The sequence below is a fragment of the Amycolatopsis ultiminotia genome, assembly GCF_039536925.1.
GTDB classification, from domain to species: Bacteria; Actinomycetota; Actinomycetes; order Mycobacteriales; family Pseudonocardiaceae; genus Amycolatopsis; species Amycolatopsis ultiminotia.
Map to the genome: position 1 here is coordinate 1 of NZ_BAAAZN010000007.1, position 24,528 is coordinate 24,528.

The window sequence follows — 24,528 nt, forward strand, 5'->3', positions numbered from 1 at the left end:
ATGTGTTAAGCACGCCGCCAGCGTTCGTCCTGAGCCAGGATCAAACTCTCCAACAATGAACAGTTCAACCAATGACTACACATCAAACTCAAAGAAAACCCAACGAGGATTCTCCAAAAACAAAAAACTCTACTGGCTTAGTTCACTAGCACACTGTTGAGTTCTCAAGCAACACACCCCAGAAAAAACCAGAACCCTCAGGCCCAGCCCCAACTGAAGCAACCATTCCTAGCAATTTTATCCAGAGACACCCACTCAATCACCTTCCAGTGAGAGCTTGGTTCGTGCCCCGCAGCCACCCGGTCTCCCTGGCGACTTGAAGAACTTTACATGACCACCCAAGACCCCAAACAGGGGGGGTACCTTAAGTCGATCTTCGCAGGTCACGGCAGGAAATGGCCGAGCGCAAAGCCGTGCCGGCCGGGACCCGGCGGACAGCCGGGCCGGCCCTCCGAATCCGCGATGCGCGGGCGCACCGCAGGCGGCGGCGCGTGAGCAGTCCCCAGAGCAGTCGGTGCGGACATCACCGGGCCGGTGGTACCGCGCACTTCGGACTGGCAGGCCAGCTTCCGATGCAACCGCGCGGCAGAGTTGCGCCGAATAGTCCGGCGGGGAGTAGTCCACTGGGAAATCGCCGGTCGTGGCACCCATGCAGCACAACCCAGCCTGGCCCCGGTCCCACACGGCCCGCCCCGGAAGGCCCGGCCCCGGCAGAATCCGGCCGACGGCACGGCCCCAGCCCCGGTCCCGGCCCAATACGGTCCAGGTGCCGGAGGGCCCGGCCCGGCAGGACCCGGCGAGAGCGCGACCCCCAGCCCCAGCACGGCCTGGTCCCTGGCCCGGCGACGGCGACGGCGACGGCGACGGCGACGGCCCAGCTCAGCGCGGCCCGACGCGGCGCGGCCCGACGCGGCCCGGCGCAGCGCGACCCGGCGCAGCGCGACCCGGCCCGGCCACGGGACCGAGGCTCGAGCGGGGTTCGGCCCAGCCCCAGCCCAGCAACGGGACCGAGGGGTCGAGCAGGGTTCGGCCCAGCCCCAGCCCAGCCACGGAACCGGGGCTCGAGCAGGGTTCGGCCCAGCCCCGGTCCAGCACGGCGAGGCCACAGGACCGAGGCTCGAGCGGGGTTCGACCCACCCCAGCCCAGCAACGAGACCGGGGGGCGAGCGGGGTTCGGCCCGGTGGTGCCCGGCCGCGGTGGGGTATCTGCTTAACCTGGACGTCGGCGGTGGGGCGTTCGGGTCCCTCCGGGTTCTGGACGTGGTCCGGCGGTGGCCGGGCGTGTGGTGGAGAGCGGTGACCGATTCGATGAAGACCGTGTTCGTGACCGGTGCCAGTGCCGGGTTCGGGGTGGCGATCGCGCGGCGGTTCGTCGCCGAGGGGGGCCGGGTGATCGCTGCGGCCCGGAACGAGGAGCGGCTGGCGAGGCTGGCCGCTGAGCTCGGGGACGCGGTGTTGCCGCTCGTGCTCGACGTGCGGGACGGGGAGGCGGTCGCGGCTGCCGTGGCCGGGTTGCCTGCGGACTGGGCGGACATCGATGTGCTGGTCAACAACGCCGGGCTGGCCAAGGGGCTCGAACCGGCGCACGAGGCGAAGCTCGAGGACTGGGACCAGATGATCGAGACCAACGTGACCGGTCTCGTCCGCCTGACCCGCGCGGTGCTGCCGGGGATGGTCGGGCGCGGCGCCGGGCACGTGATCAACATCGGCTCCATCGCGGGTACCTACCCCTACCCCGGCGGCAACGTCTACGGCGCCACCAAGGCGTTCGTGCACCAGTTCAGCCTCAACCTGCGCAGCGACCTGCACGGCACCGGCGTGCGCGTGACGAACATCGAGCCGGGGATGGTCGGCGGTACCGAGTTCTCCGCGGTCCGCTTCGACGGGGACCGCTCCAAGGCGGACCAGGTCTACGCGGGCACCACCCCGCTGACCCCCGACGACGTCGCGGAGTCCGTGCTCTGGGCGGCAGGCCAGCCCGCGCACGTGAACATCAACGTGATCGAGCTGATGCCGGTGGTGCAGAGCTTCTCGCCGCTGCAGATCCACCGCGAGGGCTAAGCCGGGGCGAACCGGTCCAGGCCGAACAGTTCGAACAGCGCCTGCTGCTGTGGCGTGCGGTCGGACAGGATCCGGCGGGTGCGAGGCCGGCCGCCGGTCGAGCGGTGCCGCAGCACTGTCTCGCCGATGCCGCACAGCTGGTCGAGCAGTTCGGCCACGGACAGGTTCATCCCGGCGCGGTCGGCCTCGCGCCGCATCAGGTGGGTGACCGTGGCGGCGAGCATCGACACCAGCGTGTGCACCGCGATCCGGTGCGGGGTCCACTCCCGGCGCGCGGTCGGTCCCGCCGGTGCCGTCCCGGTCAGCCAGCGGAACGTCGATTCGAGGTGCGTCCGCGCGCGGTACGCGGTGACCACCTCGGGCACCGCCCAGTCCCGGTCGGTGACCAGCAGCTGCTTGCCGAAGAACTCCTCACCGAGCCGGGCGACGGCGGCCTCGTCGACCCGCCGGGTCAACCGGATCTCACCCGGGCGAGTGCCCTCGAGGGTGGTGCCGAGCACCCGCTCCACCCGGCGGCCGCGGATCGTCCGGGAGATCTCGGCGCGGACCTGGGTCCGGTCGCCGCGGTGTGTGCCCGCGGCCAGTGCCGCGGCCAGTCCGTCGAGCTCGCGCACGGCGGTGCTCAGCTCGTCGGTGAACGCCCGGTGCTGCGCGGCGTGCAGCGTGGCGGAATGGGTGAGGATGACACGCCGCCGGACACCGTCCACGGTCGCCCTGGTGTCCAGTGCGGTCAGCCCGGCGAACCGTTCCGGGTCCACCCTCCGGCGTGCCGACGCCGGGAGCGCCAGCAGTTCCGGATACTCGGCCAGCGGCAACGAGCCGACGAACCGGCTGCGCGCGCCGAGGTCCAGCTGCGCGGACTGACCGGCGTGGAAGACGAGCGTGACGTCGGCGTCCGGGTAATGCGAGCCCAGCTCTCCGGCCAGCGCGCTGAAGGTGGGCGTGGCACCGCTGTCGCGGCGGTAGACGTGTGACGCAAGCGGGATCGCACCGTCGCGGGTGACCACCAGGCCCAGCCCGGCCAGTACGTCCTTACCGGCCGAGGGCAGCGTGCAGTCGGCGGCGGTGAACGCGGCGAACTGTGCGACGTCGACCGCCAGTGCCTCTGTTCCGTCGTCGCCGAGCAGTTCACGGACCGCTCCGGCCACGGCCGCTTCGACGCCGCTGATCCGTGGTGTGGTGAGCCGGCTCAGCGCCCGGTGGTGGTTCGCCGGGGTGATCGCGGCTTTCGGCGGGCGCGGGCGGACCAGGTCCGGTGCAGCGCAGCCGGACCACCACTCGTCGAACGCGGTGCCCGGTGCGGTCGCACGGTGCAGCACGGCCAGCGCAAGGTGGAAGCCGAGCGTCGGACGGGCCCGTTGCGCGCCCGCCACGGCGTCCACCCGGCGGACGAGATCCAGCCGCTGGAGGGTGCCCCAGACGGCGGCGACATCGCCGAACGAACGGTGTTGCGCGCCTGCCGCTTGGGCCCCGCCGCCGGACATCGCCGCGGCGATGTCCTCGGCCGTGCCCAGATAGCGCTGGCCGACCACCCGCGGCTTGCCTTCCACTCGTGCGGACTCGGCCAGGTAGTAGTAAACCCGGCCGCCGATTCGCTTCCCGATGACCGACGCCACCCTTTAGGTAATACCGGCGCGGCCGGTGCGGGTCAACTTTTTCGGGGCGCTGACCTGCGTGGATGATCACCCCGGAGTGACCGGTACGGTACCGGGCGCGGGACGCACTGGCCGGTGGCAGCACCCGAGTCCTAGCGTGGCTGGAATGGGACCCGATCCTGACGCCACCGCCCCGACCGCCTCCGCGATGCGCCGTTCCCTCGCCAGGGCGAGGGACGGGAAGACGCTCGACGTCGCCGAGGCGACGGTGCTGCTGCACGCCCGTGGCGACGACCTCAAGACGCTGTCCGAACACGCCTCCCGCATCCGCGACGCCGGTCTGGAAGAAGCCGGGCGCGCGGGTGTGATCACCTACAGCCGCAAGGTGTTCATCCCGCTGACCCGGTTGTGCCGGGACCGCTGCGGCTACTGCACTTTCGTGACCGTCCCCGGTCGCCTCGAATCGCCGTTCCTCTCCCCCGACGAAGTGCTCGAGATCGCCCGCAAGGGTGCCGAAATGGGCTGCAAGGAAGCCCTGTTCACGCTCGGCGACCGGCCGGAGGACCGCTGGCAGGCCGCACGCGACTGGCTCGACGCGCACGGCTACGACGACACGCTCTCCTATGTCCGCGCGATGGCCATCCGGGTGCTGGAGGAGACCGGCCTGCTGCCGCATCTCAACCCGGGTGTGCTGAGCTGGCAGGACTTCCAGCGGCTGAAGCCGGTCGCGCCGTCGATGGGCATGATGCTCGAGACGACCGCACGCCGCCTGTTCACCGAAAAGGGCGGCCCGCACTTCGGTTCCCCGGACAAGGATCCGGACGTCCGGCTGCGAGTGCTCGACGACGCAGGGCGCAGTTCGGTGCCGTTCACCACCGGGGTGCTCATCGGCATCGGCGAGACGCACGAGGAACGCGCCGAAGCGATGTTCGCCATCCGCAAGACCGCGCGCGAGTACGGCGGCATCCAGGAAGTGATCGTGCAGAACTTCCGGGCCAAACCGGACACGAAGATGCGGGCCACCCCGGACGCCGATCTGGAGGAGCTGGCCGCGAACATCGCCGTGGCACGGCTCGTGCTCGGCCCGCGGATGCGCATCCAGGCGCCGCCGAACCTGATCGGCAACCAGTACGATCTGATGATCCGCGCGGGCATCGACGACTGGGGCGGTGTCTCGCCGCTCACCCCGGACCACGTGAACCCGGAACGCGCGTGGCCGCAGATCGACCAGCTGGCACGGCAGACCGAGAAGGCCGGGTACACGCTCAAGGAGCGGCTCACCATCTACCCGGAGTACATCCAGCGCGGCGAGCCGTGGCTCGATCCGCGCGTCACCCGGCACGTCGCCGCGCTGGTGGACGCCGAGACCGGCCTGGCGCGCGAGGGCGCGACGGCGGTGGGCATCCCGTGGCAGGAGCCGGACGGCGGATGGGAGCAGTCCGGGCGCACCGATCTGCACACCGAAATCGACACCTCGGGACGCACCGGCGACCGGCGGGGCGACTTCGACTCGGTGTACGGCGATTGGAAGGAAATCGCCGGCAAGATCAAGACCGGACCGCAGCGGTTCGACACCGACGTGCTGGAAGCCTTGCGCAACGCGGAAAAGGATCCGGCCGGGCTCTCCGACGACGCCGCGCTCGCCCTGTTGCACGCGGACGGCCCGGAGCTCGACGCACTCACCAAGCTGGCCGACGACCTGCGGCGCGAGGTCAACGGCGACGACGTCACGTTCGTCGTCACGCGGAACATCAACTTCACCAACGTGTGCTACACCGGATGCCGGTTCTGCGCGTTCGCGCAGCGGCGCACCGACGCCGACGCGTTCACGCTTTCCCTTGACCAGGTCGGCGACCGCGTCGACGAGGCGTGGGCCGCGGGCGCCACCGAGATCTGCATGCAGGGCGGGATCCACCCGGATCTGCCCGGCACCGCCTACTTCGACCTCGCGGCCGAGGTGAAGCGCAGGCAGCCGGGGATCCACCTGCACTCGTTCAGCCCGATGGAGGTGCTCAACGGCGCGTCGCGGACGAATCTGTCCATTCGCGACTGGCTGGTGCGGGCCAAGGAGTCCGGAGTGGACTCACTGCCCGGCACCGCGGCGGAGATCCTCGACGACGACGTGCGGTGGGTGCTCACCAAGGGGAAGCTGCCGACCTCGGAGTGGATCGAGGTGGTGACCACCGCGCACGAGGTCGGGCTGCCGACCACGGCCACCATGATGTACGGCCACGTGGACAACCCCGGGCACTGGGTCGGGCACCTGAAACTGCTCGCCCGGCTGCAGCGCGAAGGCATGGAACGCACCGGGAAACGCGGGTTCAGCGAGTTCGTGCTGCTGCCGTTCATCCACCAGAACGCGCCGATCTACCTGGCCGGGCTGGCTCGCGCGGGCACCACGATGCGGGAGAACCGCGCGGTGCACGCGCTGGCCCGGCTGTTGCTGCACGGCGCGATCGACAACATCCAGAGTTCGTGGGTGAAACTCGGCGAGGAAGGCAGCCGGGCGGTGCTGCAGGGCGGGGTCAACGACATCGGCGGCACGCTGATGGAGGAGACGATCAGCCGGATGGCCGGCGCCTCGAACGGCTCGTACAAGACGATCAGCGACATGCGCGCGATGGTCGAGCCGCTGGGCCGGCCGCTGCGGCAGCGCACCACGTCCTACGGCACGCCATCGGACGAGCGGGTGGCGGCCGCGGCCGAGTCGGACGGCGTGGCGACCGCGGTGCGGAAACCGTTGCTGCCGTTGCTGACGCCCTAGTGCGACGGCGGGCTGCGCGGAGCGCGTAGCCCGCCACGCTCAGCCGACGCGGAAACCGTTGCTGCCATTGCGCGAAGGCAGACCGAGCGACCCGCCACGTTCAGCCGTCGGGGACGAGCGAGGCTGTGCGGTGCAGCCGCCACAGCGCCAGTGCCAGCTGCAGCCGTAGTTTTCCGGCCGGGTCGCGCACGGGCCAGCCGAGCAGGTGTTCGGCGTGGCCGAGGCGTTCCTGCAGGGTGGAGTGGTGGAGCACGAGTGCGGTCGCGGCGGCACGCAGGCTCGGGGCGCTCGCGACGGCGGCCAGCGTCGGCAGGACCCACGGTGCTGTGGTTCGTGCGTTTTCGATGGCGTCGACGTCGGCGACCGGGGTGGTGTCCGGGCCGATCGCGCCGGCGAGCACGGCAAGACCGCCCAGGTCCGCGTAGTCCACGACCGGCGGTCCGGGATCGTCGTCGCCCGCGGTGAAGCGATAGGCGATGCGAGCCTTGGCCCAGGACGACGGCAGGTCCGCGACCGCAACCGCGGGACCGAGACCGGCCCGGGTGTGTTCCGGCGGCGTCCAGTCCGGTGCGACGACGAGCGGACGGGCCCCGTCCGTCGCCACCGCGCGGGCGGCCGGGCCGAGGCCGAGGCGGCGCCCGGCGAGCAACCGGGTCCTCTCCTCGGCACTCGCGTCCAGCACCACCTCGACCGACGCCGGATCTCCCGCCCGGCCGCGGGTGCGTTCCAGCACACCGCGCGCCGCCGCGGAGGCGCGTTCCAGCACCATCGCGTCGACCGGGCCGGCCGGGCCGGGACGTTCGAGCCACAACGCGGGCGGCCCGTCCGCCCGGACCGGCACCGACGGCCAGTCCGGCTCCGGGGGTTGCGTGGCGGGCACGACCCGGCCGTCCGGCTGCACGCGGACCCGCACATGCCGCTCCTGGTCGGACAGCCGGGCCGGGCATCCGGAGAGCACCGCCGCGCCGCGCACGATCGGCTCCAGCCCGGCGCGGCCTTCCACGAGCCGGTCGAAGTACGCGATGACCTGCACCGTGGCAGCGGCGCCGGGGTCGAGTGCGGTGAGGTGCGAGACGAGGTCCCTCATCAGCCCATCATGCCGCGCGGACGCCTCAGCCGAGCACCCGCCGCAACCAGGGCAGCCGGGCCTCGCTCGCCAGCCGGGAAAGCTCCGCCTGCGGCGCGGTGGTGTCGAAGCCGTGGTAAGCACCGGGCCAGACGTGCAATTCGGCCTGCACCCCGCTTCGCCACAGCCGGGTTGCGTAGTCGACCACCTCGTCCCGGAACGTCTCGGAGCTGCCGGCGTCGATGAACGTGGGCGGCAGACCGGCCAGGTCGGTGGCCCGCGCGGGAGCGGCGTAGGGCGAAACGTCCGGGCCGCCGCGGGCCTCGCCGAGCAGCGCCGTCCAGCCGATTTCGTTCGCGGTCCGGTCCCACACGCCGGTGCCCGCCATCTGGTGCGCGGACGGGGTGTCGTTGCGGTCGTCGAGCATCGGGTACATCAGCAGCTGGGCGAGCAGCGCCGGACCACCCCGGTCGCGGGCGAGCAGTGCCGTCGCGGCGGCCAGCCCGCCACCCGCGCTCGCCCCGCCGATCACCACGCGCGCCGGGTCGAAGCCGTGCTCGGCGGCGTGCTTGACCGTCCATTCCAGACCGGCGTAGCAGTCCTCGACCGGTGCCGGATGCGGATTCTCCGGTGCGACGCGGTAGTCCGCCGCGACGAAACCGATGCCGAGGGCGAGCGCGATCTCCTTGAGCACCAGCAGGTCCCGGCCCTTGTGCCCGTGCAGGATCATGCCGCCGCCGTGCAGCCAGTAGAGCACCGGGATGTCCGCCGGAGCATCCGCGGGCCGTCCGATCACCAGCGGGATCGGGCCGCGCGGGCCCGGTGCGTCCACTTCGGACGCCGTGATCGTGCCGTCGCCGGTGATGTCGGACAACGGGATCTGCCGGGCCGCCATGTTCGCCCGCATCTGCGGGATCGCCGCGGGCGAATCGAGCACGGTCCGCTCGTTCTTGTTGAGCTCCAGTGCCGCGGCGAGTTCCGGGTCGAACGGCAGGGGCGGGTACCGGACGGTCATCAAGTCTCCTTCTGTCCTCGGTGAATACCCCTCCGATCCTGGCCGCTGCGCACCCGGCGGACCTCAGCCAACCGGCGGAATTCACCCGCCAGACGGCGGGGGGCGGACGGTCCGCGTGGACGTCGGGCCGCGCATTCCGGTCTGCCGGATCGGTGCGGGGCAGCCAAGGACGGCGCTTGTCGGAAATTTGCGTGAGTCAGTACGACTCTTGCGAATTTCCGTCGATGATCCGTATGATCCAGCTCACCCGCTATCCCCACCCGTGCACACGACCCCGGGAGTGCCGCTCGTGTCTTCCTTTCGTGTCTTCACCCTGTTCGGAAAGCGGTCGTCCGCACTGTGCGCGGCCGCGACACTCGTCTTGTCCGTGCTGGTCACGGCCGGTTTCGCCGGTGCACCGGCGGCGGCCGCGGCGGAGCGCGGAGCCAGCGTCCCGTTCGTGGAGCAGGAGGCGGAGGACGCGGCCACCAACGCCACCGTGATCGGCCCGGACCGCACTGCCCGCACGCTCGCGGGCGAGGCTTCCGGACGGAAAGCGGTCACGCTCGACGGCCAGGGCAAGTACGTCGAGTTCACGCTCAGCGCCGCGGCTGATTCCCTCGACGTCCGCTACAGCCTTCCCGACAATGCCGAGGGCACCGGGATCGACGGCGCCCTGTCGGTGTACATCGACGGCAAGCACGCCCGCGACCTCGACCTGACCTCGCGCTACTCCTGGTACTACGGCAGCTATCCGTTCACCAACGACCCGGCGCAGGGCAAGGGCCACCACTTCTACGACGAAACCCGTGCGCTGTTCGACACCAGTTATCCGGCGGGCACCAAAATCCGGCTGCAGGCCGACGCCGGCGACAGCAGCACCGCAACCATCGACCTCGCCGACTTCGAACAGGTCGGTCCTGCCGCGAAACAACCCGAGGGCTCGTTGTCGGTCACCGATTTCGGCGCGACCACCGGCGATACGAGCGACGACGCGCCGGCATTCGACGACGCGGTCGCCGCGGCGCACCGTCAGGGCAAGGAAGTCTGGATCCCGGCCGGGACCTTCACCCTCGGCCACCACATCACCGTGGACCAGGTCACCCTCCGCGGCGCCGGACCGTGGTATTCGGTGCTCAGCGGTCCCCGCGCGGGCGTTTTCGGCAAGGGCGAACCGGCCAGCTGCGGCACGTCGACCTATCCGGGCAATCCCGCGGTGCCCGGCAGCAGCACCGGCGTGACACTGTCCGGCTTCGCGATCATCGGCGAGGTCGACGCACGCGTCGACTGCGACCAGTCGAACGCCGTCGGCGGTGCGCTCGGCGGTGATTCGGTGGTGCAGAACCTGTGGCTGCAGCACACCAAAGTGGGGCTGTGGCTGGACGGGCCCTTCGACGGGCTGACCGTGCGCGGCAACCGGATCCTCGACCAGACCGCGGACGGGCTGAACCTGCACCAGGGCATCAGCAACGCACTGGTGACGAACAACTTCCTGCGCAACACCGGCGACGACGGCCTGGCCATGTGGTCGGAGAAGGACGCCGACCACGACAACACGTTCTCCTTCAACACCGTGACCCTGCCCATCCTCGCGAACAACATCGCGATCTACGGCGGCAAGGACAACACGGTGTCGGACAACGTGGTCGCCGACAACCAGGACGAGGGCGGCGGCCTGCACGTGGCCAACCGGTTCACCGCGGTGCCGCTGGCCGGTACCACGACCATCGCGCGCAACACCGCGATCCGCACCGGCGTGCTCGACTCCAACTGGCAGTTCGGCGTGGGTGCGCTGTGGTTCGACGGGCGTGATTCGGCCATCACCGGCCGGATCGACGTGACCGACAACGACTTGCTGGACAACAACTACGAGGCGATCCAGTTCATCGACAGCGCCACCGGCGACGTGCACTTCGACGGTCTGCGGATCACCGGTGCCGGCACCTTCGCCTGGCAGCTGCAGGCGAAACCGGGCGGTTCGGTGAAGGACGTGGTGGCCACCGGGATCGGCCGCGCCGGCCAGTACAACTGCCTCGGCCCGGACGCCCTGGACGGACTTGCCGACCAGGGCGGCAACTCCGGCTGGACCAGCACGTACTGCGGCGAATGGCCGGATCCGGTCTACCCCGCCGCGCAGACCCATCCCCGGGAAATCGCAGGAAGGTGAGTGTGTCGAAGATGTCCCCCACCTCAGCACGGATCCGTGCCCAGGCGGCAGTGGCCGCCGCGGCGCTGGTGTCCTCCGGACTGGCCGTGTTCGCGGCCGGTCCGGCCGCCGCCGCGGCGACCTGCCCGGCCACCGCGGCCGGCGGCGCCACCACGGCGTTCCAGACCGTGGAAGCCGAATGTTCGACGACCACCGGCACCGCGGTCGGCCCCGACCGCACCCAGGGCACGGTCGCGTCGGAAGCCTCCGGCCGGCAGGCGGTGAAGCTCGGCCAGGGGCAGTCCGTGGAGTTCACGCTGCCTGCCGCGGCCAATGCGATCAACGTGCACTACAACCTGCCGGACAGCAGTTCGGGCCGGATCTCGGTGTACGTCGACGACACCAAGCTCGCCGGCGGCCTTTCGGTGACCTCGCAGTACAGCTACACCGACACCCCGTCGATCTCCGGCTCGAAGACGCACCACTTCTTCGACGACGCCCGCCTGCTGTTCGGGAAGAACGCCGCGAAGGGGGCGAAAGTCAAGGTAGCGCTGGATTCCGGCGACGTCAGTGCGGCGACGATCGACCTCGCGGACTTCGAACAGGTCGGTCCTGCCGCAGAGCAACCCGCGGATTCGTTGTCGGTCACCGACTACGGCGCGACCGCGGATGACGATTCGGACGATTCGCAGGCGTTCCACGACGCGCTGGCCGCCGGGCAGCAACAGGGTGAACAGGTGTGGGTACCGGCCGGACGGTTCGAAATCGGCACCGCACTGCAAATCGACAAAACCACGCTGCGCGGCGCCGGACAGTGGTACACCGTGCTGCACGGTAACAACATCTTCAACAACAACACTGCATCCGGCGGCATCAAGCTGTACGACTTCGCGGTGTTCGGCTCGGTCTCCGAACGCAACGACAGCAGTCCGGACAACGCTTTCCACGGCGTACTCGGTGCCGGTTCGGTGGTGTCCGGACTGTGGATCCAGGACACCAAATGCGGGCTGTGGCTGATGAACGGCGCTTCCTCGGACCTGACCATCGAGAACAACCGCATTCTCGACACCCAGGCCGACGGCGTGAACTTCGACGGCGCGGTCACGAAGTCCAAGCTGCACAACAACTATCTGCGCAACAACGGGGACGACGCGCTCGCCCTCTGGTCCAACGGGCAGGCCGACTCGGGCAACACCATTTCCGACAACACGGTGGTGCAGCCGAATCTGGCCAACGGCATCGCGCTCTACGGCGGTTCGGACAACACCGTGAGCGGAAACCTGGTGCAGGACACCAACGCGCTCGGTGGCGGATACCTGGTCGCCAACCGCTTCGATTCGGTCCCCTTGTCCGGCACGATCACGTTGTCCGGCAATACCGCGCTGCGGGCCGGCGCACTCGACCCGAACTGGGAGTTCGGCGTCGGCGCACTCTGGTTCGACGCACGGGACCAGGCGATCAGCGGCGTCACCATCAAGGTGAACGACTTCACCGCGACCGACAGCCCGTACGAGGCCATCCAGTTCATCGACGGGAACGGTGCCGGCAAGGAGGTCGGCGGCATCACCATCGACGGCGTCACGGTCAAGGGCGCGGGCACGTTCGTGGCGCAGTCACAGACGCAGGGCAGCGTGTCGATCAGCAACCTGACTGCCTCGGACGTCGGCGTGACCGGTACCTACAACTGTCCCTTCCCGTCGTCGACCCCGAAGATGACCTTCACCGGCTCCGGCAACACCGGCTGGACCGGCACCTGGGACGACTGCACGAGCTGGCCCGAACCGAACTCCGGGCCACCGGAGCAGGGCACGACCGCGCACTGACCTCGCCACGGCTCAGCCCAGCCGTCCCCGGACCAGGTATTCCTCGCGATCGAACGGATTGCGGCCACGGCGGGGGCGATCCGGGACGGTGCGGTGGATCGGCGCGTAGTGCGAGAACGACGTCTCCAGCGTGCCCTCGCCGTGGGTCAGCGACGGCAGGGCACGCTGGAGCGCGCCGGACTTCTCCGCGGGGACGAACCCGCTCAGCTCGGCAGTGTCGCCGGTGCGCGCGGTCGTGTGCGGCACTGCCCGGAATCTCGCGAGCGCAGTCCCGAGTGGACCGGTGACCTCGGACGGGACGGTGAGGGTGAACGCGTGCACCGGCTCGTGGACCACCGTGGCAGCGCGGGTCAGCGCGGCGGCAAGGACGAGCGGGGGCAGGCCGCGGAAGTCCCCTGCGGTACTGGAGATGCTGTCGTAGCCCGATGAGGTCAAGGTGACCGCGCAGTCGATCACCTGCCAGCCGTGCACGCCGGCTCGCAGAGTGTCGTGCACGGTCTCCTCGATGGCATTGAAGAATGCCGGGATGAGGGAACCCAGTTCGATTTCGTAGCCGAAGGTCACGCCGCTGCCCGGCGGACCCGGCTCGACGCGCAGTCCGACACCGGCGACGAACGGGTTCGCACCCAGCGTCTCCTCCGCGCACCCGCAGCCGACGACCTTTTCCACACAGAGGGTCTCGGTGCGGTGGAACGTGACGGCCACGCCGTACTCGGTTCCGAGAGTGGCTTCGATGACTTCTCGCTGTACTTCTCCGTAGAGGGAAAGGGAAATCTCGCCTGTGTCAGCGACTCGCAGGCCGATCAAGGGGTCCTGTTCCGCGAGCTGGGTGAGTGCGGTGTGCAGCCGGCCGCGGTCGGCTGGATCGCGCGGGACCACGACCGTTTCCAACGTCGGTGGCGCGAACTGCGGTTGCCCGGCCGCGGGTGTCAAGCCGACGGGGTCGCCGATACGGGCACCGGACAACCCCCACAGCCGGGCGATGTGCCCGGCACCGACGGAGGTGCACCGGCTTTCCCCGCCGTCCGCGAAGACGCTGAGGGCGCTCACCTTGCCGGCGGGCAACCGGTCACGCACGTGCAAAGCACCGGCGAACAGGCGAACGTAGGCGATCTTCTCACCCGCCGCACCACGTTCCACTTTGAACACCGTGCCGGACAGCTTGCCGCTGGTGTCCTCGTCGGCGACGGGCAACAGATCCCGGATCCCGGCAAGCAGTTCCGGTACACCTTGTCCGGTGATCGCGGATCCGAAGTAGACCGGGTGCACGAGCGCACGGGCGAGCTGGCCGGCCAGATGCCGTTGCAGCACCTGACCGGACAGTGGTTCGTCGGCCACGAAGGACCGGAGCACCTCGTCGTCGTGTTCCGCCAGCACTTCGGTGAGCCGGGTGCCGGAGAACCACTGTCCCATCGGGACGGTCGCGGGGGTCAGCCGACGGGTGATTTCGGCCAGCACGCGCGCCCGATCGGCGCCGGCACGGTCCAGTTTGTTCACGAACAGCAGCACCGGGATGCGCAACCGCTGCAGAGTGCGCATCAGGATCCGGGTCTGTGGCTGCACCCCCTCGACGGCGGACACGACGAGCACCGCACCGTCGAGCACCGCCAGCACCCGCTCCACCTCGGCGATGAAGTCGGGGTGGCCGGGGGTGTCGAGAAGGTCGACGGTGGTGTCGCCGAGGGAGAACGCCACCACGGCCGAGCGGATGGTGATGCCGCGGGCGCGCTCGAGTGCGAGAGTGTCGGTGCTGGTGGTGCCTGCGTCGACCCGCCCGGGTTCGGCAAGCACCCCGGCGGCATGCAGCAGCCGTTCGGTGAGGCTCGTTTTACCGGCGTCGACGTGCGCGAGAATTCCCAGGTTGAGTACGGGCACGGAGCGTGGCTTCCTTCGGCTGCGCAGGGATCGGGACGAGGGGGAACGTCCTGGTTCCGCGCATGACCGGCTCCTCTCGGTGCGTACTCGGACCCGCACTGCATCAGGACTGCCCCGGTGCAGGCAACCGAATTTCGCCCCGATCGATGGGGTCCCGGTTTTGCAAGTGGTTGCGGTAAAATTTCGGACATGACGCGTCGACTTGCCGAAGTGGCCCGCCAGGTGGGGGTCAGCGAGGCCACGGTCAGCCGGGTGCTCAACGGGCGGCCGGGGGTGTCCGCGGCGACCAGGGCCACCGTGCTCACCGCGCTGGACGTGATGGGCTACGAGCGGCCGACCCAGCTGCGCGGGGAGCGGGCCCGCCTGGTCGGGCTGGTGCTGCCCGAACTGCAGAACCCGATCTTCCCCGCGCTCGCCGAGATCATGGGCAACGCGCTCGCGCAGCAGGGCTTCACGCCGGTGCTGTGCACCCGCACCGCGGGCGGGGTGTCCGAGGCCGAGTACGTGGAACTGCTGCTGCAACAGCAGGTGTCCGGGGTGGTGTTCGCCGGCGGGTTGTTCGCGCAGGCCGAGGCCGTGCACACGCACTACCACCACCTCGCCGAGCGCAAGCTGCCCACGGTGCTGATCAACGCCGCCGTCGACCACCTCGGCCTGCCCCAGGTGTCCTGCGACGACGCGGTGGCGGTGGAGCAGGCCGTCGGGCACCTCACCTCGCTCGGGCACGAGCGGATCGGGCTGGTACTGGGCCCCGCCGACCACGTGCCGTCCCGGCGCAAGCTCGCGGCGTTCCGGTCGTATGCGGCGAAGCAGGGGCTGCCGGTGCTCGACGAACTGGTGGAGCACGGGATGTTCTCCATCGAAGGCGGCCACGCGGCGGCCGCCCGGCTGTACCCGCGCGGCGCCACCGCGGTGCTGTGCGCGAGCGACCTGCTCGCCCTCGGCGCGATCCGCGCGGCCCGCCGCCAGGGCCGCTCGGTGCCGGAGGACGTGTCCGTGGTCGGCTACGACGATTCCGCACTGATGAACTGCACGGACCCGCCACTGACCACGACCCGCCAGCCCATCGAGGCCATGGGACGCGCGGTGGTGGAACTGCTGGTCAAGCGCATCAACGGAGGCGAGGTGGCAGTGGAGGAACTGCTGTTCGCCCCGGAACTGGTGGTCCGCGGATCCACCGCACGCCACCTGCCCCGCGGCTGAGCCCCCTGTCGCGCCGGACACCGCACAACTCGTACTTCCCGGCAGCTGAACACCTTGGCACGCCCGGCCGGCAAACCGGCACATTCCCCGGCCGGACACCACGGCACGTCCGGTTTGCCAACAGCACCCGCAGCCAGACACCACGGCACGCCGGGTCTTGCGGAACACCATCCGCAGCTGAACACCCTTGGCTCGCCGACAACCCTGGCTCGCCGGGTGCGCGCGGTCGGCTGGGCGCGGCCGCTGTCTCGCGTCGCCGAGATGCTCGGCCACCCGGATGTCGATCCCCATCCTCTTGCCGGGGAATCCGTACCGGTGAAGGCCGCTCGCGTGCCCGGACCGGTCGTGCTCTTGCTGATATCGGTAAGTTGCAGCTTTTCGTCGTCTTATTGCACACGTTCGCCTCGCACTTTTAGAGTTGCTGCCATCACGATCCAGCCGGCGCGACCGTGAGAAGAAGCTTGAGATGAGCACTCCCGCCCTGCCGGCGTGAGATTCCGCCGCGACCTCCGTGCCGTGCTGGCCTTGTTCGGGGCGGGCAGCCTGGCGGCCGCGCTCGCCGCGTGCGGGGGTCCGGGCAGTGCGGACGACGATCGCGGCAGTTCCTCGTGTTCCAGCGGCAGATACTGGCCGGGCTCACCGCCGGGTCGGTCAAGGGCTGAGCCGCACCATCCACAAGGGAGGAAGGTCGCAGTGACCGCTTCGGGTGCTCCGGCCTGGTGGCGCCATGCGTCGATCTACCAGGTCTACCTCCGCAGTTTCGCCGACGGCGACGGGGACGGCGTCGGCGACCTGGCCGGCGTACGGGCGCGGCTGGACCATCTGGCGGGGCTGGGGGTGGACGCGATCTGGCTGACCCCGTGGTATCCCTCGCCCATGCACGACGGCGGCTACGATGTCGCCGATTTCCGGGACATAGCACCGCTTTTCGGCACGCTTTCGGACGCGGATGCGCTGATCGCCGACGCGCACCGGCTCGGCATCCGGGTGCTGATCGACATCGTGCCCAACCACAGCTCCGACGAGCACCGGTGGTTTCGCGCCGCACTCGCGGCCGGACCGGGATCGCCGCAGCGGCAACGGTTCTGGTTCCGTCCCGGCCGCGGCACGCACGGCGCGCGGCCGCCGAACAACTGGCCGTCCCGCTTCGGCGGACCGGCCTGGACCAGGGTGATCGAGGCGGACGGCAGCCCCGGCGAGTGGTACCTGCACCTCTACAGCCCGCACCAACCGGACTTCAACTGGGACAACGCCGACGTCCGCGCCGAGTTCGAGGACGTGCTGCGGTTCTGGTTCGAGCGCGGGGTCGACGGGTTCCGCATCGACGTCGCGGACGGCCTGGTCAAGGACCCGGCGCTGCCGGGCGTCGAACCGGGTGACGAGACGCCGTTCTCCGGCCGCGACGGGCTGCACGAGGTCTACCGGACCTGGCGCAGGATCGCGGACTCCTACCCCGGGGAGAAGGTCCTCGTCGGCGAACTCTGGCTGCCGGACCAGTCCCGCACGGTCAGCTATCTGCGCCGCGACGAACTGCACTCCGCGTTCAACTTCGATTTCCTCGCCTGCCCCTGGGACCTCGGCCGGTTGCGCGCGGTCATCACCCGCACGTTGAGCAGTCACGAGAAGGTCGGTGCGCCGTCCGCCTGGGTCCTGTCGAACCACGACGTGACCCGCCAGGTGACTCGCTACGGCCGCGCGGGCGACACCGGATTCGCCTTCGCCGACCGCCTGCACGGCACCCTGGTGGACCGCGCGCTCGGCACCCGGCGAGCACGGGCGGCGGCACTGCTGACGCTCGCGCTGCCCGGCTGCGTCTATCTGTACCAAGGCGAAGAGCTGGGACTGTGGGAAATCGAAGACATCCCGGACGCGGTGCGCCAGGACCCGGTCTTCGCCAGGACACAGGGCGCAGACCCCGGCCGGGACGGCTGCCGGGTGCCACTGCCGTGGTCCGGTTCCGCACCGCCGTTCGGCTTCGGCGACGGCGAACCGTGGCTGCCGCAGCCCGCGGAATGGGCCGCCTACACGGCGGAAGCGCAAACCGGCGACGCGGAGTCGATGCTCACGCTGTACCGCACGGGACTGCGCCTGCGCACCGAGCTGGGCGGACCGGCACTGTCGTGGCTCGACCTCGGCCCGGAAGTGCTGGCCTTCCGGAGGAACCCGGATTTCACCTTCGCACTGAACTTCTCCGCGGTGCCAGTGCCGCTGCCACCACACCGGGAAGTCCTGCTGGCGAGCGGATCCCTCCCGGACGACACACTGCCCACGGACACCGCGGTGTGGCTGCGAAGCTGAGGGATGGCCTTCGCGCACACCGTCATCGGCGTGCTCCGGCCCGCGCTAGCCTGGTCCACCGACCTCGGCGTCACCGCCGAACACATGCCGCCGGACAGCAACGCCGGCCGGCCAACCTCCCCGGACATCACACCTGAGCGGTGAGCTTCAGGATGTCCACCCCGCGGGCGTTGTCCGCGACGTAGACGTAGCCGTCGTGCCAGTACGGGGCCCACGAGGACGCGTCGGCGGGGCGGAACCAGGCGATCTGGCGCGGGTTCGTCGGGTCGCTCACGTCCAGGAAGCGGGTGCCCTGTGCGTAGAACGACTGCACCAGCACGTTGCCGCGCAGGTCGAAGTAGTGTGCCGAGCAGTCGTCCGACGCCGGGTCGCTGCCCTCCTGGCCGGCCACGCTCCAGGTGCCGATGCTGCGGAGCCGGAACGGATCTTCGGGCGTCGAGCGCCAGCCTTCGCCGCGGTAGGAGCCTTCCAGCGACGAGATGGTGAGCACGCCGTCGCCCGCGCAACCGTCGAGGAAGCTCTCCTCGGTGGCGTACACCAGGTCGTGGCCGCGCCAGGCACCGTCCGCGCCGGAGCCGACCGGGTGGAAGCTGTTGTGCAGGAACTTCGACGGTGCGGCGGTCTCGTCCACCCCGCCCCCGGCGTAGGGCACCGGATCGGTGGCACTGGCCCACCGGAGACCGCCCGCCACCGGATCGCGGTGCAGGCCGGCCGTCCAGTAGCCGCGCACCCCGCCGGAGCCGGACACCCAGGCCACGCCCGCGCGGTCGACCTGGACGTCGTGCACGTAGTCGGTCTTGCCGTCGTTGCGGGCCAGGTCGATCGGGTTCGGGTGCACCTTCGGATGCCGCGGATCGCGCACGTCGGTGACCCAGATCGGCCGCCCGCCCCAGTCCGCGGGCTGGTCGTCGGCCTTCGCCGGGCCGCCGGTCCACAGCGAGCGGCAGCCGTCCACACAGCTGGTGGTGTGCCCGGCCGGGACCCGCACGTAGCTGAGGATCGCCGGGGCCTCCGGCCGCGACACGTCGACCACGTAGATGCCGGACTCGCCGGTGTGCGTGTTGCCTTCGAAGGCCCGCGGATCGCGCGAGAGGAACACGAGCTTGCGCTGCGCGTCCACCTCGGTGTCCTCGGTCTCCCACAGCCCGGGGAGGCTCAGTTCGCCGATCGCACGCGGCCGGGCGGGATCGGCGGTGAGGTCGTAGACCTTCAGCCCGAACTCGCCGGACACGACCATCACGTCACGGCTGCCGTAGCTGAGGAAGTTCGCCGAAATCGCACCCTGCGCGTCGGGCAGCGAGCCGACCGTGCGCACGCCCCTGGTCGAGCCCGGATCACCGGGAGTGTGCTTCGCCGCCACGGCGGGCTTGTCGTCGCCGCAGGCGGCGGCGGGCATTCCGGTGGCGACCAGCGTCGCGGCCGCAGTGGCCAGCGCCACCACGGATCGAACCCACAGCCGGCGCAAACCGAACCTCCCAGAACGCCCAGTGTGACGGAAGCACCTTAAGACGGTGCCCAACCGGACACAACCGCCTTTGGTTCCTTTCCACCTGGTAATAAGACACCATGCGCTCGCGCCTGCTCCTCCTCTTCGCCGTCGTCGTGACCGCACTCGCCGGATGCTCGGCGCCGGAACCGGCCCGCCCGGGGGTGCTCACCGCGGGCCTGGCCGAACCCGGCACGTTGCTGCCCGCCGACGTCGAGGACCAGGCGGGCCGGCTGGTCACCGGTGCGCTGTGGACCCCGCTCGCCGACTACGACGCCGCCACCGGGACGCTCACCCCTCGTGCGGCCGAGTCGATCACCAGCGAGGACCGGATGACCTGGACGGTGCGGCTGCGCACCGGCGGCCGTTTCCACGACGGCACCCCGGTCACCGCGAAATCCTATGTGGACACCTGGCAGCTGATCGCGGGCCGGCAGTGGGCGGCCACCTCGGTGCTGACGAAATCGTTGCGGGCCAAGGAGATCACCGCGCCGGACGAAAACACGATCCGGATCGTGCTCGACCGCCCGTCCGGTCAGGTGCCGGCGTGGCTGGCCGCACCGGGGCTCGTGCCGCTGCCCCGGTCGGTGCTCGCCTCGCACGACTGGACCGGCTTCGCGCGGCATCCGGTGGGCAACGGCCCGTTCCGGCTCGACGGCGACTGGCAGCCGGGCACCGGCGGGACCCTGCGACGGGTCGCCGCCGGCCGGCCGGACGAGGTGGACCTGCGGGTCGGCGATCCGGTGGAGCAGTACGACGCGGTGAAGGACGGGGAACTCGACCTCGCCACGTCCGTACCCGGCGAACGGCACGACGCGATGCACGCAGATTTCGCCGACCGGCACACCACCTGGGACCTCCCGCAGGCCGGTTACCTGGTGTTCCCCGCGGGCGCGACCCGGTTCGCCGACGCGAGCGTGCGGCACGCCTTCGCACTAGGCGCCGACCGCAGCGCACTGGCGGACGGCCCGCTCGCGCACCAGGCCGATCCGGCGAAGGCCCTGCTTCCGCCTGCCGAGGCGCCGGGAGCACGCACCGGCACCTGCCGTCCGTGCACTTTCGACGCGGCCGCCGCCAAATCCCTGCTCGGCCAAGCGGGTTTCACCGGCGACGTGCCGGTGTACGCCGAACCCGGTGCCGGCGAATGGACCCGCACGCTGGCCGCCGGCCTGTCCGGTGCGCTGGGGGTCGGCGTGACCGCGCGTCCGCAGCCCTCCGGCGGACCGGCGGACGGTCCGTCCACAGTGGAACTCAAACCCGGTTCGCCGAGTCCGGCGGACGTGCTCGGGGAGCTGGCCGCCGCGGCCGGGTACACCGATCCCGGCTTCACCGGCGACCTCGCCGCCGCCGAGGCCGCGGGCACCCCGCAGGAAGCGGGCCAGCTCTACCGGGTCGCGGAGAACCAGGCGCTGCGCGATCTTCCCGCGATTCCGTTGTGGACCGGGCACGGCCACGCGGTGTGGGGGCCGCGGGTGCACGACGTGCGCACGACCCCGTTCGCGGGCCTCGACCTCGCCCGGCTCGGCAGCTGAACCGGCGGGTCAGCCGCGGCCGATGAACGGCATGGTGGTGGCCGTGATGGTGAGGAACTGGACGTTCGCCTCCAGCGGCAGCCCGGCCATGTAGAGCACCGCGTCGGCGACGTGCCCGGCGTCGAAGGTCGGCTCCGCCACCACCCGGCCGTCCGCCTGCGCGATGCCCGCGGCCATCGGCCCGGTCATCTCGGTGGCCGCGTTGCCGATGTCGATCTGTCCACACGCGACGTTCCAGGCGCGGCCGTCGAGCGAGATGGACCGGGTGAGGCCGGTGACGGCATGTTTGGTCGCGGTGTAGGCGACGCTCGCGGGCCGCGGTGCGTGCGCCGAGATCGAGCCGTTGTTGATGATCCGCCCGCCGCGCGGGTCCTGCTCGCGCATCAGCAGAACGGCCTGCTGTGCGCACAGGAACATCCCGGTGAGATTGGTGTCGACGGTCTGTCGCCAGTCGTCGACCGACAGCTCGGCGACCGTGCCGCCGTGCATCACGCCGGCGTTGTTCACCAGCAGGTCCAGCCTTCCCCATGCGGAGCGCACCGTGGCGAACAGCTCCGTCACGGCCGCCGGGTCGGCCACGTCGGCGGGCACGACCAGCGCGTTCGCCTCGTCCCCTGCGGTTTCGCGCAGTGCGGGCTCGCGCCGTCCGGCCAATGCGACCCGGTATCCGGCCCCGAGCAGGGCCCGCGCGATCCGGCGGCCCAGCCCGGAACCCGCCCCGGTGACCACCGCGGTTCTGTCGTTCACTGGCCCTCCCTGGAGTCTCCGGTTCGCACGCTGCCACATCCGGCGCCGGCACGGCACACTGGGCCGATGGGACCACGTGACAAGGTGCTCGCCGGACTGGCCCGCCAGCTCGGCCGTCCGAGCGGACCGGCCGGATATGCCCTCGCCCGGCTGCTCAACCGGGTCAACCGCGGGCCGGTGACCGCGGCGGTCGAGGCGCTGGCGGTGCGCCACGGGGAAACCGCGCTGGACATCGGTTTCGGCGGTGGCCTCGGGCTGGACCTGCTGCTGCGCGCGACGGCAGGCGGCACGGTGCACGGCGCGGACATCTCGGCGACCGCGCTCGCCCGCGCCCGGCGGGCGTTCCCGGCCAACGTCGCCGCGGGGCGGCTCCGGCTGCACGAGGCCGGGATGGCGGCGTTGCCGCTGGCCGACGGACAGGTGCAGGCCGCGCTGACGGTCAACACCGTGTACTTCGTGCCCGATCCGGAGGAGGCGTTCGCCGAGGTGGCACGTGTGCTCACGGCGGGCGGCCGCTTCGTGGTCGGCGTCGGTGACCCGGGGACGATGGCGGCCGAACCGTTCACCGGCCACGGCTTCCGGCTGCGCCCGGTCGACGAACTGGCCGCGGCGCTCGCCGCAGCCGGGCTGGAACCACGCCGGCACGACCGGATCGGGGACCGCGACCGCGCCTTCCACCTGCTGGTCGCCGAGCGCTGACCGCCTGCGCGGGCGCGGCCGGTCAGCCCGCGGGGGCGCGGGTCAGAAGTTGATCATGTGCCCGGCCAGGCCGTGCACCGCTTCCTTGACCGCCTCGCCGAGGGTCGGGTGGGCGTGCACGTTGCGGGCGACCTCGTGCACGGTCAGGTCCCACTGCTGGGCCAGCGTCAGCTCCGGCAGCAGCTCCGTCACGTCCGGCCCGATCAGGTGCGCGCCGAGCAGCTCGCCGTACTTCCCGTCGCCGACCAGCTTCACGAAACCGCCGGGGTCGCCGAGACCGTGTGCCTTTCCGTTGGCAGTGAAGGGGAACTTGGCGACCTGCACGTGGTAACCCTGCTCCCGGGCCTGTTCCTCGGTCCAGCCGAAGCTGGCGATCTGCGGCTGGCAGTAGGTGGCGCGCGGGATCATCACGAAGTCCAGCTCCATGGTCTCCGCACCGGCGATCGTCTCGGCGGCCACCACCCCCATCGCCTCGGACGCGTGCGCGAGCATCAGCTTCGCCGTCACGTCGCCGATCGCGAAGATGTGCGGCACGTTCGTCCGGCCACGGGCGTCGATCGCGATCGCCCCGCGGTCGGTGACCGCCACGCCGGTGTTCTCCAGGCCGTAGCCCTCGACGTTGGGCCGGAACCCGATGGCCTGCAGCACCCGGTCGGCTTCGAGCACCTGCTGTTCGCCGTCCTTCGAGACGGTGACCACGGCTTTCGCGCCCGAGTCGTCGATCGCCTCGACCTTCGTACCGGTGCGCACCTCGATGCCGAGTTTGCGGTAACGCCTGGCCAGTTCGGCGGAGACTTCGGCGTCTTCCAGCGGAACCATCCGGTCGAGGAATTCGACGATGGTCACGTCCACACCGTAGTTGCGCAGCACGTAGGCGAACTCGACGCCGATCGCGCCCGCGCCGGCGATCACGATGCTCTCCGGCACGTCGCTTTCGAGGATCTGCTGTTCGTAGGTGACCACGCGCTCGCTGCGCTGCGTGCCCGGCAGCAGCCGCGCGGTGGCGCCGGTCGCGATGACGCAGTGGCCGAAGGTGATCCGCTCGTCGCCGACCTCCAGCGTGTGGTCGTCGACGAAGGTGCCGTGCCCCTGGTATTCGGTGATCTTGTTCTTCTTCATCAGGAAGTGCACGCCCTTGACGCGCCCTTCGGCCACCTTGCGGCTGCGTTCGTAGGCCGCGGAGTAGTCGAAGCGGATCTCGCCGTCGGAGGAAATGCCGTACGTGGCGGCTTCTTCCTTGACGGTGTGCGCCAGTTCGGCGTTGCGCAGCAGCGCCTTCGAAGGGATGCAGCCGACGTTGAGGCACACCCCGCCCCAGTACTTCTCCTCCACCACGGCCGCACTCAGGCCGAGCTGGGACGCCCGGATCGCCGCCACGTAGCCACCGACTCCGGCCCCCAGGACCACCACGTCATAGTGTGCGCTCATACCGTCGAAGCTACCCTTCGCCGTTCCCGCCGGCGGGCGGGCGCTCATCGCGGATCTCGGCGAGCAGGGCGGTCACCGCGGTCATGATGCGAGCGGTCGCCTCTTCCAGGACAGCGCGGGTCGGCTCGGGACCGGTGAGATCGGACAGGTCCACCGGCGGACCGGCGAGCAGTTCCACCGTGCGGCGCGGCACCCCGCGGGGGAACCAGGCGCCGGCGGGCAGCAGTTCGTGGGTGCCCCAGTTCGCCACCGGAACCACCGGGACGCCGGTTTCCAGCGCGATCCGCGCGGCGCCGGTCTTGCCCTTCATCGGCCAGTGCGCGGGATCCCCGGAAAAGGTGGCCTCCGGGAAGATCGCCACGCATTCGCCCGCGCGGACCGCGGCGACCGCGTCCCGGTAGGCACCGGAGGCGGTCGGTGCACCGCGGTGCACCGGGATGTGCCTGCCCGAGCGCATCACCGAACCGAGCACCGGCGCGGGCCAGAGGCTCGCCTTCGCCAGGTAGCGCGGTACCCGGCCGGCGCCGAGGCAGAACGCGGTGAGCGTGGCGGGATCGGCGAAGGACAGGTGGTTCGAGACCACCAGCACCCCGCCGGCGGCCGGGATGTGCCGACCGCCGCGCACCCGGAACCGGCTGAGCACGGTGAGCAACTGCCACACGACCTCGATCGCGACGTGGTACCAGGCACCGCGGCCGTCGCGGGCGAACCGCCTGCCGTAGGCCTGCATCCGGCCGAAGCCGAGCAACTCCCCTTCGAGCGGGGTCCAGCGGTCTCGGGTGCGCAGCAGTGCCATGACCGTCATTCGTAG

At 70.7% G+C, this 24,528-nt stretch carries 16 protein-coding genes; 8 read left to right on the forward strand and 8 right to left on the reverse strand.

Going from position 1 to position 24,528, the window contains the following annotated elements; all coding sequences use genetic code 11:
- The first annotated feature begins 1,308 nt into the window (after positions 1 to 1,308).
- Positions 1,309 to 2,061, forward strand: coding sequence for an SDR family oxidoreductase (locus ABD793_RS17280; protein ID WP_344861761.1), 753 nt, complete (start codon positions 1,309 to 1,311; stop codon positions 2,059 to 2,061).
- Here the strand turns inward: ABD793_RS17280 and ABD793_RS17285 are convergent.
- Positions 2,058 to 3,677 (reverse strand): IS1634 family transposase, encoded by a 1,620-nt coding sequence (locus ABD793_RS17285; protein ID WP_344861067.1) that lies wholly within the window; start codon positions 3,675 to 3,677, stop codon positions 2,058 to 2,060. The two genes, ABD793_RS17280 and ABD793_RS17285, sit on opposite strands and share 4 nt — an antisense overlap.
- A 145-nt stretch (positions 3,678 to 3,822) precedes the next feature.
- Here ABD793_RS17285 and ABD793_RS17290 point away from each other — a divergent pair, with 145 nt between their 5' ends.
- Positions 3,823 to 6,420 (forward strand): bifunctional FO biosynthesis protein CofGH, encoded by a 2,598-nt coding sequence (locus ABD793_RS17290; RefSeq protein WP_344861069.1) that lies wholly within the window; start codon positions 3,823 to 3,825, stop codon positions 6,418 to 6,420.
- Positions 6,421 to 6,520: 100 nt separating this feature from the next.
- Here the strand turns inward: ABD793_RS17290 and ABD793_RS17295 are convergent, their stop codons facing one another.
- Positions 6,521 to 7,507 (reverse strand): helix-turn-helix domain-containing protein, encoded by a 987-nt coding sequence (locus ABD793_RS17295; protein ID WP_344861071.1) that lies wholly within the window; start codon positions 7,505 to 7,507, stop codon positions 6,521 to 6,523.
- Between the two features lie 25 nt (positions 7,508 to 7,532).
- Positions 7,533 to 8,501, reverse strand: a complete 969-nt coding sequence (locus ABD793_RS17300) for an alpha/beta hydrolase (RefSeq protein WP_344861072.1) — start codon at positions 8,499 to 8,501, stop codon at positions 7,533 to 7,535.
- A 289-nt stretch (positions 8,502 to 8,790) separates the two neighbouring features.
- Between ABD793_RS17300 and ABD793_RS17305 the strand changes: the two genes are divergently transcribed.
- Entirely contained in the window at positions 8,791 to 10,647 is a 1,857-nt protein-coding gene (locus ABD793_RS17305) for a glycosyl hydrolase family 28-related protein (RefSeq protein WP_344861074.1), read from the forward strand.
- Positions 10,648 to 10,658: 11 nt separating this feature from the next.
- Positions 10,659 to 12,449, forward strand: a complete 1,791-nt coding sequence (locus ABD793_RS17310; RefSeq protein ID WP_344861076.1) for a glycosyl hydrolase family 28-related protein — start codon at positions 10,659 to 10,661, stop codon at positions 12,447 to 12,449.
- 12 nt (positions 12,450 to 12,461) lie between these two features.
- Here the strand turns inward: ABD793_RS17310 and ABD793_RS17315 are convergent, their stop codons facing one another.
- Positions 12,462 to 14,324 carry a GTP-binding protein gene (locus ABD793_RS17315; protein ID WP_344861077.1) on the reverse strand — a complete coding sequence of 621 codons (1,863 nt, stop codon included), beginning with the start codon at positions 14,322 to 14,324 and terminating at the stop codon, positions 12,462 to 12,464.
- Positions 14,325 to 14,513: 189 nt separating this feature from the next.
- Here ABD793_RS17315 and ABD793_RS17320 point away from each other — a divergent pair, with 189 nt between their 5' ends.
- Together ABD793_RS17320 and ABD793_RS17325 are read left to right on the forward strand one after the other, a co-directional pair.
- The gene (locus ABD793_RS17320; protein ID WP_344861079.1) at positions 14,514 to 15,527 is read left to right on the forward strand and encodes a LacI family DNA-binding transcriptional regulator; all 1,014 of its coding nucleotides are present in this window, start codon (positions 14,514 to 14,516) and stop codon (positions 15,525 to 15,527) included.
- A 693-nt stretch (positions 15,528 to 16,220) separates the two neighbouring features.
- The gene (locus tag ABD793_RS17325; protein ID WP_344861080.1) at positions 16,221 to 17,825 is read left to right on the forward strand and encodes a glycoside hydrolase family 13 protein; all 1,605 of its coding nucleotides are present in this window, start codon (positions 16,221 to 16,223) and stop codon (positions 17,823 to 17,825) included.
- A 127-nt stretch (positions 17,826 to 17,952) separates the two neighbouring features.
- Here ABD793_RS17325 and ABD793_RS17330 read toward each other — a convergent pair whose 3' ends face one another.
- Complete coding sequence (locus ABD793_RS17330; protein ID WP_344861763.1) at positions 17,953 to 19,221, reverse strand: LVIVD repeat-containing protein; 1,269 nt, start codon at positions 19,219 to 19,221, stop codon at positions 17,953 to 17,955.
- Positions 19,222 to 19,391: 170 nt separating this feature from the next.
- On the opposite strand from ABD793_RS17330, the gene ABD793_RS17335 reads away from it, so the two are divergent.
- Positions 19,392 to 20,843 (forward strand): peptide ABC transporter substrate-binding protein, encoded by a 1,452-nt coding sequence (locus ABD793_RS17335; protein WP_344861083.1) that lies wholly within the window; start codon positions 19,392 to 19,394, stop codon positions 20,841 to 20,843.
- Between the two features lie 9 nt (positions 20,844 to 20,852).
- Here ABD793_RS17335 and ABD793_RS17340 read toward each other — a convergent pair whose 3' ends face one another.
- Positions 20,853 to 21,629, reverse strand: a complete 777-nt coding sequence (locus ABD793_RS17340) for an SDR family oxidoreductase (RefSeq protein WP_344861085.1) — start codon at positions 21,627 to 21,629, stop codon at positions 20,853 to 20,855.
- A 27-nt stretch (positions 21,630 to 21,656) separates the two neighbouring features.
- On the opposite strand from ABD793_RS17340, the gene ABD793_RS17345 reads away from it, so the two are divergent.
- Positions 21,657 to 22,289, forward strand: coding sequence for a class I SAM-dependent methyltransferase (locus tag ABD793_RS17345; protein WP_344861086.1), 633 nt, complete (start codon positions 21,657 to 21,659; stop codon positions 22,287 to 22,289).
- A gap of 42 nt (positions 22,290 to 22,331) precedes the next feature.
- On the opposite strand, the gene lpdA is transcribed toward ABD793_RS17345, so the two are convergent.
- Positions 22,332 to 23,717: a dihydrolipoyl dehydrogenase gene (lpdA, locus tag ABD793_RS17350; RefSeq protein WP_344861088.1), complete on the reverse strand. Its 1,386-nt coding sequence runs from the start codon at positions 23,715 to 23,717 to the stop codon at positions 22,332 to 22,334.
- 10 nt (positions 23,718 to 23,727) lie between these two features.
- The gene (locus ABD793_RS17355; protein WP_344861090.1) at positions 23,728 to 24,522 is read right to left on the reverse strand and encodes a lysophospholipid acyltransferase family protein; all 795 of its coding nucleotides are present in this window, start codon (positions 24,520 to 24,522) and stop codon (positions 23,728 to 23,730) included.
- Positions 24,523 to 24,528 lie beyond the last annotated feature (6 nt).

Coding starts and splice junctions, on each gene's coding strand:
- ABD793_RS17280 (WP_344861761.1), top strand. CDS start 1,309: ATGAAGACCGTGTTCGTGACCGGTGCCAGTGCCGGGTTCGGGGTGGCG.
- ABD793_RS17290 (WP_344861069.1), top strand. CDS start 3,823: ATGGGACCCGATCCTGACGCCACCGCCCCGACCGCCTCCGCGATGCGC.
- ABD793_RS17295 (WP_344861071.1), bottom strand. CDS start 7,507: ATGAGGGACCTCGTCTCGCACCTCACCGCACTCGACCCCGGCGCCGCT.
- ABD793_RS17300 (WP_344861072.1), bottom strand. CDS start 8,501: ATGACCGTCCGGTACCCGCCCCTGCCGTTCGACCCGGAACTCGCCGCG.
- ABD793_RS17310 (WP_344861076.1), top strand. CDS start 10,659: ATGTCCCCCACCTCAGCACGGATCCGTGCCCAGGCGGCAGTGGCCGCC.
- ABD793_RS17320 (WP_344861079.1), top strand. CDS start 14,514: ATGACGCGTCGACTTGCCGAAGTGGCCCGCCAGGTGGGGGTCAGCGAG.
- ABD793_RS17330 (WP_344861763.1), bottom strand. CDS start 19,221: ATGCCCGCCGCCGCCTGCGGCGACGACAAGCCCGCCGTGGCGGCGAAG.
- ABD793_RS17335 (WP_344861083.1), top strand. CDS start 19,392: ATGCGCTCGCGCCTGCTCCTCCTCTTCGCCGTCGTCGTGACCGCACTC.
- ABD793_RS17340 (WP_344861085.1), bottom strand. CDS start 21,629: ATGTGGCAGCGTGCGAACCGGAGACTCCAGGGAGGGCCAGTGAACGAC.
- ABD793_RS17345 (WP_344861086.1), top strand. CDS start 21,657: ATGGGACCACGTGACAAGGTGCTCGCCGGACTGGCCCGCCAGCTCGGC.
- lpdA (WP_344861088.1), bottom strand. CDS start 23,717: ATGAGCGCACACTATGACGTGGTGGTCCTGGGGGCCGGAGTCGGTGGC.
- ABD793_RS17355 (WP_344861090.1), bottom strand. CDS start 24,522: ATGACGGTCATGGCACTGCTGCGCACCCGAGACCGCTGGACCCCGCTC.